The 14,080-nt window shown below is 72.7% G+C and carries 10 protein-coding genes; 4 read left to right on the top strand and 6 right to left on the bottom strand.

Features of this window, described 5'->3' with window-relative positions:
- Positions 1-65: 65 nt before the first annotated feature.
- The 5 genes from IE272_RS05415 to IE272_RS05395 form a co-directional block, all read right to left on the bottom strand.
- Positions 66-224 carry a DUF6760 family protein gene (locus tag IE272_RS05415; RefSeq protein WP_003966147.1) on the bottom strand — a complete coding sequence of 53 codons (159 nt, stop codon included), beginning with the start codon at positions 222-224 and terminating at the stop codon, positions 66-68.
- On the bottom strand, positions 221-715 hold the full coding sequence (locus tag IE272_RS05410) for a hypothetical protein (RefSeq protein ID WP_050362346.1): 495 nt from the start codon (positions 713-715) through the stop codon (positions 221-223). Before IE272_RS05410 ends, IE272_RS05415 begins: the two co-directional genes overlap by 4 nt.
- Positions 712-1,152 (bottom strand): phage tail protein, encoded by a 441-nt coding sequence (locus tag IE272_RS05405; RefSeq protein WP_007457189.1) that lies wholly within the window; start codon positions 1,150-1,152, stop codon positions 712-714. Before IE272_RS05405 ends, IE272_RS05410 begins: the two co-directional genes overlap by 4 nt.
- Positions 1,153-1,214: 62 nt before the next feature.
- Complete coding sequence (locus IE272_RS05400; RefSeq protein ID WP_190006375.1) at positions 1,215-2,747, bottom strand: phage tail sheath family protein; 1,533 nt, start codon at positions 2,745-2,747, stop codon at positions 1,215-1,217.
- A gap of 705 nt (positions 2,748-3,452) precedes the next feature.
- Positions 3,453-4,742, bottom strand: a complete 1,290-nt coding sequence (locus IE272_RS05395) for a COG1470 family protein (protein ID WP_190006553.1) — start codon at positions 4,740-4,742, stop codon at positions 3,453-3,455.
- Positions 4,743-4,979: 237 nt separating this feature from the next.
- Between IE272_RS05395 and IE272_RS05390 the strand changes: the two genes are divergently transcribed.
- From IE272_RS05390 to IE272_RS05375, 4 genes are all read left to right on the top strand, one after another.
- The gene (locus tag IE272_RS05390; protein ID WP_050362349.1) at positions 4,980-5,741 is read left to right on the top strand and encodes a helix-turn-helix transcriptional regulator; all 762 of its coding nucleotides are present in this window, start codon (positions 4,980-4,982) and stop codon (positions 5,739-5,741) included.
- Between the two features lie 121 nt (positions 5,742-5,862).
- Positions 5,863-9,117 carry a DUF11 domain-containing protein gene (locus tag IE272_RS05385; RefSeq protein ID WP_229897209.1) on the top strand — a complete coding sequence of 1,085 codons (3,255 nt, stop codon included), beginning with the start codon at positions 5,863-5,865 and terminating at the stop codon, positions 9,115-9,117.
- A complete protein-coding gene (locus IE272_RS05380) occupies positions 9,114-9,818 on the top strand; it encodes a Pvc16 family protein (RefSeq protein ID WP_056703969.1) in 705 nt (234 codons plus the stop codon). The genes IE272_RS05385 and IE272_RS05380 overlap by 4 nt, the downstream gene beginning before the upstream one ends.
- Positions 9,815-11,938, top strand: coding sequence for an ATP-binding protein (locus IE272_RS05375; RefSeq protein WP_190006374.1), 2,124 nt, complete (start codon positions 9,815-9,817; stop codon positions 11,936-11,938). Before IE272_RS05380 ends, IE272_RS05375 begins: the two co-directional genes overlap by 4 nt.
- A gap of 100 nt (positions 11,939-12,038) precedes the next feature.
- Here IE272_RS05375 and IE272_RS05370 read toward each other — a convergent pair whose 3' ends face one another.
- Positions 12,039-14,030 (bottom strand): heavy metal translocating P-type ATPase, encoded by a 1,992-nt coding sequence (locus tag IE272_RS05370; RefSeq protein ID WP_190006373.1) that lies wholly within the window; start codon positions 14,028-14,030, stop codon positions 12,039-12,041.
- Positions 14,031-14,080: the final 50 nt, after the last annotated feature.

Below are 14,080 nucleotides of genomic sequence, written 5' to 3'. Positions count from 1 at the left end.
CTCGCGAGGGTGCGCCGGAGCGCTGCCGGTCCGCCCGGCGCAGCCAGTCCCCGAGCCCCACACGATCACCCGCCTTCGTTGACGCGGGTGTTGATCCGCGCTATCTCCCGCACCCACTGCTGACGCTCGCCGTGGGTGAGGTCGAGAATGTCCTCACGCTGCCAATGGAAGTGGTAGGCGACGTACGCGATCTCCTCCCGCAGCCGGGGAAGCGCGTACGTCACGATTCCCCCAGGCGCCCACCCGAGAGGTCCACCTCGAACGACCCGTGGCACAGCGGGCAGGTCACCGCGGCATGCGTGTGGCCCTCGCTGTTGATCCGGCGGTAGAAGTCCTGGAGGAACGCCACGTCGGTCGCGTACATCCGCTCGACGATCCCGGCGTGCACATCGGTGACCGTGCCGAGCTGAGTGATCACCTGGCTCAGCAGCACCACGGACAGATACGCCGGGTTCTCCTTCACCCGCAGATCGATCTGCGGGCGCAGCTCGTCCCGGGCCGTCGCGAGCCGCATGGTGCCGCTGCGGTGCACATGGCCCTCGTCGTCGACGTACCCGCGCGGCAGCTCGAAGGCGAACTCCGTCTGCAGCGTCTCCCGTTCCCGGGGGCGGGCGGGAGCGGGCGCGGAGGCCTCCTCGCGCGCGGCGGGCGCCGTGGCGAGGTTGTCCAGGACTTCTTCGAGGCCGCTGCCCGGCGTAACGGTCCGGCGCCTCATTCGACCACGATCTCCTCGAAGGTGATGGTCACCGTCTCGGTCGCCGCGCTGGACTCGCCGGCCTTGAGGGAGGGGCCCTCCCACTTGGAGGCCCAGCCCTGCATCAGCTGGATGCGGCGGACGGTCTCACCGGTCGAGTCCTTGATCTCGATCGTGAGGTTCTGCCGCGCGGTGTCGACGGCCCCGTTGTTGAGGGTCTCCTTGATCCAGGTGGTGAACTCGCTGCTCTTGTCGAGCCCGCGGGTGATCGTCACCTCGCCCGCCTGCCGGGCGCCCGGCTGCTTGCGGATGATCTGCTTGCCCTCGGCGGTCACCTGACGGACCTCGACGACTTCTTCCTCGACGGTCATGCCGCTGATCTCCTGGATGGACTCCACGAGATAGCCGCCGAGCTGAACGCCGAAGACGTGGGTGGAAAGAGCGTCGCCCTCTGCCATGACTGTGTGTCACCTGTTCTGATCGGGAAAGGAAGTGAAGGGGTGGGGGAGGACCGCGAAGGTCACTCGTCGACGAGGCTGGTGCTGTCCGAGAACTGCGAGAGACGGAAGATCACGAACTCCGCGGGCTTCACCGGGGCCACCCCGATCTCGCAGACGACCTGACCGAGGTCGATCGACTCCTGCGGGTTGTTGCTCCGGTCGCACCGGACGTAGAACGCCTCCTCGGCCGTGCGGCCGAACAGCGCGCCCCGGCGCCACTCCTCGGTGAGGAAGGCGGTGACGTTGCGCCGGATGCTCGACCAGAGACGGTCGTCGTTCGGCTCGAACACCACCCACTGGGTGCCCAGGAGGATCGACTCCTCCAGGTAGTTGAAGAGGCGGCGCACGTTGAGGTAGCGCCAGGCCGGGTCGGACGAGAGGGTGCGCGCGCCCCAGATGCGGATGCCGCGGCCCGGGAAGGCGCGTACGCAGTTCACGCCGATCGGGTTGAGGAGGTCCTGCTCGCCCTTGCTGAGGCGGATCTCCAGGTCCACCGCGCCCCGGATGACCTCGTTGGCGGGGGCCTTGTGGACGCCGCGCTCGTTGTCGCTGCGCGCCCAGACGCCGGCCACGTGACCGCTCGGCGGGACCAGGGAGTTACGGCCGCTCGCCGGGTCGAAGACCTTGACCCACGGGTAGTAGAGAGCCGCGTAGCGCGAGTCGTAGCCGGCGTCCTCGTTGCGCCAGGTGCGCACCCGCTGGGCGTTCATGCCCGGCGGGGTGTCGAGGACGGCGACCCGGTCGCCCATCTGCTCGCAGTGCGAGATGACCGCCAGCTGCACGGTCTTGACGCCCTCGGCGTCGATGTCGCCGCGCTGGAAGGCGCTCATCAGGTCCGGGACGGCGACCATCGTGATCTCGTCGATCGCTTCGAGGCCGGAGAACCCGGTACGCGCGGAGGCGTCGCCCACGTACTCCGAGGCGTCGAGCCGTGCCACACCGGAGCCGGGGGCGCCCGCTGCTGCGGGGGCAAGGGCGACGGTCTGCTTCTCGGGGCGGCTCTGCGCCGTGCCGGGCTGCTCGGTGACCTGGATCAGCTTGGAGTCGCGGGCCTGGGTGACCAGGTAGCCCTTGACGTTCTTGCGGGTGGAGACGTCGTACGTCTCCACGGCCTTGCCGGCCTGGCGCACCAGCAGCCGGAAGCGGTCCTCCGGAGGGTTCTCGCCCTCGGCGTCGGCGATCTCCACGGAGAGGTCGGCGCCCGTGCCGGGCTTGGCGGAGACGAGGAACCCGCCGAGCGCGACGGGAGCGGGGGCCTGGGAGACCGCACCCTGCGCCGCACCCTCCGCGGGGCCGCCGATACGCACGATGTAGGCCGCGCCGCCGCCATTGGCGAAGAAGCCGTAGACGGCGTGGGCCAGATAGGTGTCAGCGGTGAAGGCGCCGAACGTCTGCACGTACTGGTCCCAGTTGGTCACCAGCGTCGGCTGATGGAAAGGGCCCGTCCCGGCGAAGCCGACGAAGGCTGCGACCGCGGTGCCGACTCCTTCGATGGGCCGTGCTCCGGACTGCACCTCCTCCACGTAAACACCGGGGGTGAGGTACGACGGCATGCTCGCTCCTTCTGGACGGTCACTCGATCACTGGCCAGTCTTGACCGTCCGGCCGGGCGGGGAGTAGGCCCCAGGGTCCTGGGCGCGGGGCAAGGAGACTGCCTTTCCGGGCCCCCGTACGCCGGGTAACACTGCCCTTGGCGGGCCGGGCGGAACACTCGCCCGTATTCGCGGGGGCCTGCCCGCATTCCACGGGCGACGTGAAGAGAACGAGAACAACGTGTTACGGAACAGTCCGCTGGAGCCGCCCCGCCCGGGGATTGGGCGAAAGGGCGGACGCCGCGCCAGGGACCTGATGTGTTTGGTATCTCTTTTTCCCGGTAAACCCCGGCAGGTCGATCGCCGTCAGGGGCCACGGGGGAAACGCTCCGAGGTGACGCGATTCGGCCAGAATGCGCCGAGAAGGCGTACGGATTCGGCCGGGTACGGAAGGCGGAAGCGGGCACGAGGACGCTCCGAACGGGCATCCGCCCACCGCCCTCGAACCGTCAGGACCGTTTCTGAGCAGGCCTGTTCGTGCCCGCGGTCATCGGGAGCGGATATTCTTCCGATGCTGTCGCCGCCGCGGGCGACCGATCCGGTCGAGACTTCTGGTGTATCCGGGAGGGCGAATCCGCCACCGCCCGGCACGCCGGGTTTCCTCTCGACCGGGTTTCTGCTGTTGTCTCGTCGGCAGGCGAAGCAGAACGCTCGGCGTCGCTGTTTCTATCGTGCGAGATCGCTCAGTACACCGCTGACATTCAGAACCTGATGGCACCCGGAAGCCTGCGCACCGGTAGCCGGTGTGCCGGGCTTGGCACAGGTGACGGATGCGGTGACGGTGGCGTTCTCAGGAACCTGAATGGGGGTGACCCAGTGATAGTCCTGGTTGCGGAAGGTTTCCAGCGCGATGGTCGTGATCTTGCGCTCGCCGAAGGAGATCGTCACGATGCCCTCGTCACCCTGGAAGTTCGCCACCACGATGTCGGTGACGCCGAACACCTTCCCGGCCGGAACCTTGTAGGAGCCCTCCTCCGAGGCCCCCGCGCGGGCCTGCACATCGATGGTCTCGGACGTCTGCTGGCCGCCCCCGACCCCGCCGTTGCCTCCGCCTCCGCCGGAGCCGCCCGGGCCGGAACCGCCCGTACCGGGGCCCGATCCGTCCGGACCGGTTCCCTCTCCCTGACCGCCTGCCGGGTTGTCCGCGCCGCCGGGCGGGGCCGACCCCTGCTCCTTGCCGCGTTCGGTCTCCTCCTGCGCCGCCTTCGTCCCGGCCTGCTTGGCTGTGCTCTGCACCGCGGGCCGCACCAGGGCGAACCACGCGAGCAGCAGGGCCAGCAGCGCCGCCAGCACGATCAGCAGCCACTTGGGCAGCACCGGTATCTGGGCGAACTCGCCGGGCAGCGGCTCGGGTCCACCGGGCTGCTCGTCCTCGGCCTCCCCCTCGGCGCCCTCGGTCGCCCGGACCTCGAACGGCCAGGTGACCGGCTCGCCGAACCAGATCAGCTTCCGGGCCCGGACCTTCAGCCCGAACTCCGCCGACTCACCCGGCTCCAGCCGCTTCTTGTCCGGCGTGAAGGCGAGCCGCAGATCCTCCCCGTCCTGCTTGGCCGCGAGGGCCACGTCGACCGGGGTGTTCCCCTTGTTCTGCACGGCGGTACGGAAGCGGGCGCCCAACCAGCCCCGGCGGCGGCGCGGTTCCAGCTCCGTGCGGAGCTCGTGGAAGGGCTCCACGGTCACCGTGCCCTCGGGGACCACCACCGACTCGGGCCGCTCCGCGGGCAGGACCCGTACGGCCAGGGGGGTTTCGCCCGCCCGGACCTCGTGGGAACGGGGCGGGGCGAAGGTCAGGGTCACCGTCTCGGAGGTGCCCGGGTACAGCGACACACGCGCCGGCTCGACGGTACTCCAGGCGGCACAGTCGCCGACCACTTCGAGTGTGTAGGCCTCGACGATGTCGCCGTCGTTGCGGACGGTCAGGGTGGTCGTCGCGGTACCGCCAGGCGACACCGTCACCGTGGGGCTTTCGAGTTCGGCAGATGTGGTCACTCTGCGACGGTAGGCCGCCCGCACCCCCCGGCAGCAGAGACGCGAGGGCAACGAGCGGGCAGGGGTGATGCCCCGAGGGCCCCCCGGCACGGTGTCCCCGCGCCCCCCGCGCGGGCCCGCGCGCCATGCCCCGGCCGGCGGGGGCGGCACGAGCACCAGCAGGCATATCGGGCTGAAGTACCTGAGGAAGACGGGCACGGAACGATGACGACGATCACGGACACGACGAACAGCACGACGAGCGGCACGGTGAACGGCACGGCGAGCCGCACGGCGACGCGCGGGCAGTACCGCAGGCCCGACGCGGCGCAGCGCCGCACGGCCGGCTCCGGGGGAGCGCCCGGGGGCAGGGTCTCCGTCGCGGTGTACGCGGAGGACCTGATCCTGCAGACCGGCATGATCCACCAGCTGCGCGTGCGACCCGAGATAGAACTGCTGCCGGAGGCCGAGGCGGACCGGGCGCAGGTCTCCCTGGTCGTGGTGGACATGGTGGACGAACCCACCGTCCAGCTCCTGCACCGTCTCCAGCGCAACACCTCCACCCGCACCGGACTGGTCGTGGGGTTCTTCGAGTCGGGCGCCCTCCAGACCATGATCGAGTGCGGGGTCGCCGCCGTCCTCCGCCGCGGCGAGGCCGACCAGGACCGGCTCGTCCACCTGGTGCGGGCGATGGCCAACGGCGAAGGCGTCCTGCCGGGCGATCTGCTCGGCAAGCTCCTCGACCACGTCAGCTCCCTCCAGCGGACGGTCCTCGACCCCCGCGGGCTCACGCTCTCCACCCTCACCGCGCGTGAGGCGGAGATGATCCGGCTGGTCTCGGAGGGCTGCGACACCGCGGAGATCGCGCAGAAGACCTCGTACTCCGAACGCACCGTCAAGAACGTGCTGCACGAGGTCGCGACCCGGCTCGAACTGCGCAACCGGGCCCACGCGGTGGGCTACGCGATGCGGCACGGGCTGATCTGAGGATCCGCCGCAAAGGGCAGCGATCCCTTCCCCCGTCCCGGGTACTCGCGGCCTGTCCTTCGCCCCCGCGCGGGGGCGAAGCTGGCCGGTGGAGAGTCATCGACAGACTGTGAGGTGGGCCGTGACCGGCACTGCTGGCCCGGCAAAGCATTCCCGGCTGGGCCGACTGACCGGCGCGGTGGTGCTGTTGGCACCGCTGCTGCTGGTCGGCTCGGCCGCCGCCCCGCACGGGGCCGCCGAGGCCGTCGCCGCCGTGGCGGACGCGGAACCGCTCCAGGCGGGGCGCGTCGCCTTCGCCGGCACCGAACACCGCAGCCTGGGGCGGGCCAACGACAAGGACACCACCGACCCGCTGTTCGGCGACGGCCCTGCCCACTACGACCAGGACCCCTCCGCCCGCGGGGACGTCCTGGTCTTCACCAGCCTGCGTGACAGCGCCCGGCCTCAGGTGTACGTGCGCGGCGCGGACGGCTCGGTGCGCCGGCTCACCACCGACCGGGACGCGGCCCACCCCGAACTCTCCCCGGACGGCAGGACCGTCGTCTTCGACTCGGCGGAGCCCGGACCCGGCGGCACGGTCCAGCGCGACCTGTGGTCGGTCGGCGTCGACGGCTCGGGCCTGCGCCGGCTCAGCGACACCCCGGACAACGAGGAGTCCCCGACCTGGTCCCCGGACGGCACGAGGATCGCGTACGCCTGCGACGGCATCGAACTCCGGGGATGGCAGATATTCGAGCAGGCCGTCGCCGGCGGCCCCCGCACCCGGATCAGCGACGGACCGGCGGGCGACGCCACCGAGCCGTCCTGGAACCCGGTGGAGGACGACGCCCGCCGGGGCCTCGTCGCGTACACCCTCACCACGAACCCCGACCCGGACGTCGACGACGGCACCGAACTGCGGGCCACCCAGGGCATCGGGAAGGACCGGCCGCTGCTGGCCGGCGCGCACGCCGAGTGGGGCACCCGCTCGGCCTCCTGGCTGCCCGACGGCGAGGACATCGTCTTCCTCAGCCCGTACCACACCTGCGGCTGCGACGACTTCGACCACGTCTACCGGGTGACCGCGTTCCAGGACGAGGCGCCGGACCAACTGGTCAACGAGAACCGCCAGGTGGGACCGCCCACCTGGTTCGCTCCGGCCGGGACCGTCGTCATTCCCCGGATCACCCCGGACCCCGAGGCCGTCAAGAAGCCGGACGAGCTGCTGGCCGCCGCGCAGATCGTGACGCTCCAGGACGTCCGGCAGGACGGCTCCGACCCCCGCGACCTGGGGCTCACCATCCTGAAGGAGGACCCGGCGGCCCGCACGAACACGGACCACGCCAAGAACCCCCTGTTCCGGCCGGGTCCCGGGTACGACCCGTGGCACGAGCGGCAGAACTACACGCCCGACGGGCGGCGCATCGTCGTCACCCGCTTCGAGGACGGCGACGCCGGGCGGATCGAGCGGATCTGGATGACCGACGCCGACGGACGGAACGCGGCGCCGCTGCCGCTCGACGGCCGCGAACCCGGCGACTGGGACACCGACCCCACCTTCTCGCCCGACGGCACCAAGCTCGCGTTCACGCGGACCTCGCCCGGCGGCGTCGGGGACGAGGCGGGCCCGAGCCGCATCCTCATCGCCGACGTCGCCAGCGGGGCGATCCTCGACGAGATCCAGCCCCCCGAGGGCCAGGCGGCGGGCGACGACGCCCAGCCGACCTGGTCGTCCGACGGCATCAACCTCGCCTTCACCCGCAGCCAGGTCATCAACGGCAACGGCGCCAACAAGCGCATCTGGGTCGTGCCGCTGGCCGACCTCGACCGGCAGCGGGACCTGAGCGCCACCATCTGCCCCGGCGACTGCGAAGTCATCGACGACAGCCCCGCGTTCTCCCCGGACGGCCTGAAGGTCGCCTTCAACCGCAAGGACGGCGGCGGCCGGGTCAACCACCAGGCCGGAGTGCTCATCAAGCCCCTGCGCGGCGGCGGCTGCCGGGTCGTGCTGCCCTCCGTCCAGAAGGACGACCCCGACGGCTGCGACCTGCCGATCCCCGACACCTCCGTGACCGGCCCCCACCAGCCGCGTGACGTGGCCTGGTCGCCCGACGGCAGCAAGCTCCTGTTCACCTCGCGCCGGGAGTTCCCGGCGAACTCCATGGAGCAGCTCTCCGTACTCGACATCGCCTCCGGCGATGTGGCCCCCCTCGACAACACGCACGACGGCCGGCAGAAGGAGCCCTCCTTCCAGCAGTCCGTCGACCTGTCGCTGACCGCACCGCCCACCGGGGACCCGGTGGAGGTCGGCTCGTCCACCGAGGTGGAGATCACCGTCACCAACCGGGGCCCCTCGCCCTCGCCCGGCACCCTCCTCACCGTCGACGCCCCGCCCGGCGTCCGGCTGGAGGAGCTGACCACCGACGCCGGGACCTGCGCCGCCGGTACGCCCCAGTGCGACCTCGGCATCGTCCCGCCCGGCACCGACGTGACGATCACGGCCCGGCTGACCGGCGTGACCATCGGCGACCAGCGGATCAACTGGTCCGTCACCGGCGCCGTCCTGGACCCCAACCCCACGGACAACGCCACCGGAACGATCGTCCCGGTCGAGGACGTGCCGCCGCCGACCCCGACCCCGACCCCGACAACGCAGCCCCCGACCCCGACCCCGACGACGCCCGCCCCCACCCCGCCGCCGACGACCACGCCGCCCCCGCCGCCGGCCCCCGCACCGCCGCCGCCCGCGCCCGAGGCCGGACCCGGCGTCACCGTGCGGGCCCAGCCCAGCCCCGGCTACGTCGGCGGCAAGGTCGTGGTGACGTACACCGTGCGCAACGGCAGGAACGCGCTCGCCACCGGACTCCGGCTGAAGCCCGGACTGCCCGCGGGCATCCCCGCCGGAGCGCTCCCCGCGGGCTGCACCGGCGGCACGTGCACGCTCCCCGACCTCGCACCCGGCGCGTCCACGGTCCTCACCGTCGTCCTGTCGCCCGACAAGGCCCTGCGGACGACGATCACCGCACAGCTCACCACCACGGGCACCGACGCCAGCCTCCGCGACAACGTCTCCCGGATCCCGCTGCGCATCCTCCAGCCCCGCATCGTCGCGGTGCCCGCCGTCGGCAAGCCCGGCTTCGTCACCTCCGTACGGGGCAAGGACTTCCCGCCCGGCGCGCCCGTCACCCTCAGCTGGAAGCCCGGGATCACCGCCGCGGCGGCTCCGACCCGGCCGCAGGGCGACGGCTCGTTCATCGCCCAGCTCCTCATCGTGGCCAAGGACCGGACCGGGCCGCGCACGATCACCGCGAAGGGCCCCGGCTTCAGCCCCGTGAAGACGGACTTCCTCGTGGTGCTCGGCACCATCACCCCGCCGGACGAGGTGATCCGCCGATGATCCACGAAGTCGACGAGGGGCTGCGGCTGCTGCTGGCCGAGGCCGGACTGGAGGACAGCGGTGTCGACCTGGTCTTCGACGCCCCGACGAAGGACTGGTCCGCCCGCCGCAACGCCCCGACCATCAGCGTCTTCCTGCACGGCATCCGCGAGGACGCGGGCAGACGGCGCACCGGCACGGCCGAGACGCACGACGAGGAGGGCGTGGTCACCGGCTGGCGGACCCCGCCGCGCTGGTTCGAGCTGACCTATCTGGTCACCGCCTGGACCAACCGCCCGCAGGACGAACACCGCCTGCTCTCCGAGGTGTTGCGCGCCCTCGTCCGCTCCGACGTACTGCCCGCCCGGATGCACACCGGAAGCCTCGCCGAACTCGGCCTGACCGTGGAGCTGGAAGCGGCGGGGCCGGGAGCCGGCGGACCGTCCGCCTCGGACGTCTGGTCCGCGCTCGGCGGCGAGCTGAAGGCCGCGATCGACCTCCGGGTCGTCGCACCGCTGGCCGGCGAACGCACCCCCGCGGGCCCGCCCGTCACCGAAGGACTCGTGATGAAGGCCGCACCTCACCTGGACGGCGACGACGGCGGCCCCGGCCGCCGCCTGCGTTACGACGGAGCGTCCGACCCGGGCGGGCAGGGCTTCGCCGCGCCCCGTGAACGGCAGTTGCCGCCCGGCCGGCGCAAGCGGGGGAACGCCGCACGATGACCCTGGCACCACAACAGCTCCACGGCCACGGCCCGATGACCGGCGTCGAGGAGATCTGGGAGCGGCTCGGCCGCGTCGAGCAGCGGGTCCGGGAAGCGGTCGCGGCACGCCGGGCCGTCGACCCGGACCCCGACGACCCCTACCGGGGGCAGTACCTCACCCCGGAGGGCGCGGCACGGATCCTGGAGACCCGCGACGCGTTCACACCCGTACCGGCGTACGAGGACGGGGCCGAGCCGGACACCCCCGCCGGGAGCCGGCTCGGCCGGCTGGCGGAGCACTTCGGCCTCGCCCCGCCGGACGTCGAACTCCTGCTGGTCGCCATGGCCCCGGACATCGACACCCGGTTCGAGCGGCTGTACGGCTATCTCAACGACGACCTCACCCGCCGCCGGCCCACCATCGGCCTGGCCCTGGAACTCTGCGGGCTGCCCGCCGCCGGCTCCGGGCGCTTCCGCTTCGCGCCGTCCGCCCCGCTCGTCGCGGGCGGGCTGCTGGAGATCGCGGACGGCGAGCGCCCGCTGCTCTCCCGCACCCTGCGCGTACCGGACCGGGTCACCGCGCACCTCCTCGGCGACGACCGGACCGACGGCCGGCTGGGCGGGCTCGTCCAGGAGGCCGCGCACCCCCGGGAGCCGGAGGAGCGGCCCGAGGTCCCCCGGATCGCGGCGGCCCTCGGCACGGGCAGCGGACTGGTGCACCTGCTCGACCGGGGCGGCGACCCGCGCGGCCTCGCGGTCGAGGCGCTGGCCGCCGCCGGACGGCGCCCGCTGGTCGTCGACGTCGCGGCGCTCGCCACCGCCCCCGAACCGGCCCCGCTCGTACGGGCCCTGGCGACCGAGGCCCGCCTCGGCCGCGCCGGGGTGGTCCTCGGCCCGCTCGAAACGCTCGCCCCCGAACGCCCCGAGGGGGCCCGGGTGCTCGGCTCCCTGTGCGCGGCGCTCGGATCCACGCCCCTGATCGCGTACGGGAAGAAGAACTGGGACCCGCTGTGGACGGCGGAGAGCCCGGTGCCCTTCACCGTCCGGCCCCCAGGTCCCGACGGCACCGCGCGGCAGTGGCGGCGCGCGCTCGCCGACGCGGGCCGGACGGTCGGCCTGTCCGCCGCGCACGCGTCCCCCGACGACGCGCTCATCGAGTCCGCCGCCGCCTACCGGCTCGACTCCGGCCAACTGCGCAGGGCGGCGACCGTCGCCTCCCGGCTGGCCGTCCTCGGGCAGCGGCCGGTCACCCCGGAGGATCTGCGGACGGCGGTCCGCGCCCAGAACGGTGCGGGCCTGGAACGGCTCGCCCGCCGCATCGAGCCCGCGGTCGGCTGGGACGACCTGGTGCTGCCCCCGGCGACCCGCACGCAACTGTCCGAACTCGCCCTGCGCGCCCGCCACCGCGAGACGGTGCTCGGGCAGTGGCGGATGCGGCCGGGCGGCGGCCGGGGGAGAGGCGTCATCGCCCTGTTCGCCGGCGAGTCCGGCACCGGCAAGACCATGTCCGCCGAGGTGATCGCCGCCGAACTGGGCATGGAGCTCTACGTCGTCGACCTGTCCACGGTGGTGGACAAGTACATCGGGGAGACCGAGAAGAACCTGGAGCGGATCTTCGTCGAGGCGTCCGACGTCAACGGCATCCTCCTGTTCGACGAGGCCGACGCGATCTTCGGCAAGCGTTCCCAGGTCAAGGACTCCCACGACAAGCACGCCAACATGGAGTCGGCCTACCTCCTCCAGCGCATGGAGTCCTTCGACGGCATCGCCGTGCTCACCACCAACCTGCGGGCCAACCTCGACGAGGCGTTCACCCGCCGCCTCGACGTGATCGCCGAGTTCCCGATGCCCGACGCCCGCCAGCGCCTGGCCCTGTGGGACCGCTGTCTGGGCCCGGCGATCCCGCGCGACTCCGCGCTCGACCTGGAGTTCTGCGCGGACCGCTTCGAGCTGGCCGGCGGATCGATCCGGGCCTGCGCGGTGACCGCCGCCTACCTCGCGGCCGCTTCGGGGGCGCCGCTGCACATGGACCAGCTCGTCACGTCGGTGCTCCAGGAGTACCGCAAGCTCGGACGGCTGGTGCTGGAGAGCGAGTTCGGGCCGTGGCTGGCGAAGGAGCGGAGGCGCGGCGGGCGGTAGCGGGCGCCCCGGCCACGGTGGGTGCCGGTCTGTTCCCCCTTCCGTTCCCCCTTCTGTTCCTGCGTCAGCGGCTGCACCTGTGTCCCTGTCTGTGTCTGCGTCAGCGTCCGCGCCCCGGTCCGACGCGGCGTAGGGCGGCCCGGTCCCAGGCGGCCTCGCGCAGCAGGCGGAGGCCGTTGAGGCCGACGATGACGGTGGAGCCCTCGTGCCCGGCGACGCCGAGCGGCAGGGGGAGGGTGCCGATCAGGCCCCAGGCGACCAGTACGGCGATGAAGGTCCCGGCGATGACCAGGTTCTGGACGACCAGGCGGCGGGCGGTCCGGGAGAGGGCCACGACGGCGGGGACGGTGGCGAGTTCGTCGCGGACGACGACGGCGTCGGCGGTTTCCAGCGCGAGGTCGGATCCGGCCCGGCCCATCGCGATGCCGGTGTGCGCGGCGGCCAGGGCGGGCGCGTCGTTGACACCGTCGCCGACGACCAGGACCCGCAGACCCTCGGCCTCCCATGCCCGTACGGCGGCGACCTTGTCCTGCGGGAGCAGCCCGGCCCGCACATCGCCGATCCCGACCTCGGCGGCCAGCCGGCGGGCGGCGCGCTCGTTGTCACCGGTGAGCAACACCGGGGTGCGGCCGGTCAGTTCGGTGAGCGCGGCCACTGTCGCCCGCGCGTCCGGGCGCAGCCGGTCCGCGATGCCCAGCACGCCGACCGGGGCGCCGTCACGGAGGACGAGGACGGCGGTGCGGCCCCCGTCCTCCAGCGACCGGACCGCCTCGTCGGGGCCGGGGCCACCGGCGGCGATGCGGGCCGGGGACCCGACCCGGACGGTGCGGCCGTCGACGGTCGCGGTGACGCCGGCCCCGGGGGAGGAGACGAACCCGGTCGCCTCGGCGAGGACGAGGCCGCGCGCCCGGGCGGCCCGGACGACGGCGCGGGCGAGGGGATGCTCGCTGGGGTGCTCGGCCGCCCCCGCCAGGGCCAGCAGCCGGTCCTCGTCCAGACCCGATCCGGGCAGGGGGAGGACGTCGGTGACGCGTGGGGTGCCCTCGGTCAGGGTGCCGGTCTTGTCCAGCGCCACCGTGTCGACCTGGCCCAGGCGCTCCATCACGACCGCGGACTTCGCGAGCACGCCGTGGCGGCCCGCGTTGGCGATCGCGGACAGCAGCGGCGGCATGGTCGACAGGACCACCGCGCACGGCGAGGCGACGATCATGAACGTCATCGCGCGCAGCAGTGCCGACGTGAGGGTGTCGCCGAAGGCGAGCGGGACGCAGAAGACGGCCAGGGTGGCGATGACCATGCCGATCGAGTACCGCTGCTCGATCTTCTCGATGAACAACTGGGTCGGCGCCTTGGTCTCGGAGGCCTCCTCGACCATCTTCACGATCCGGGCGATCACCGAGTCCGCCGGATCCCGCTCGACGCGCACCCGCAGAGCGCCGGTCCCGTTCACCGTGCCGGCGAACACCTCGTCCCCCGCCTGCTTGGCCACCGGCAACGGCTCACCGGTGATCGTGGCCTGATCGACGTCGCTCGCCCCGTCCAGAACGTGCCCGTCCGCGCCGACCCGCTCTCCGGGGCGCACCAGGATGACGTCCCCCACCGCCAGGCGTTCGGCGTCCACGGTCTCCTCGGCGCCGTCCGCACGAACCCGGGTCGCGACCTCGGGGGCGAGGTCGAGCAGGCCGCGTACGGAATCCGCGGTGCGGGCGGTCGCGACCGCCTCCAGGGCGCCGGAGGTGGCGAAGATGACGATCAGCAGAGCGCCGTCCAGGACCTGCCCGATCGTGGCTGCGCCGAGTGCCGCCACGACCATCAGCAGGTCCACGTCCAGCGTCTTGTCCCGCAGGGCCTTGAGGCCCTCCCACCCCGGCTCCCAGCCGCCGGTGACGTAGCTGGCGGCGAACAACGGGCCCCACGCCCACGCCGGAGCATCCAGCAGATACACGGGGAGCGCCAGCAGGAACAGCAGCAGGGAAGCCAGCGCCCACCGGGCCTCCGGCAGGGCGAGGAGGCGTGTACGTCCTCTCGGCGGCACCGGGCGCGGAGCCCCGGCGGTCATCGGCTCGGGCCGTTGATCCACGACAGAAGACATGACAAAGCAACCCTTCACGGGTGGACGACGGGCAACGCGCTCACCATACA

Origin of the sequence: Streptomyces anulatus (genome assembly GCF_014650675.1) — a bacterium.
Taxonomy (GTDB): Bacteria; Actinomycetota; Actinomycetes; order Streptomycetales; family Streptomycetaceae; genus Streptomyces; species Streptomyces anulatus.
This window is presented reverse-complemented; position numbering and strand designations above follow the sequence as displayed.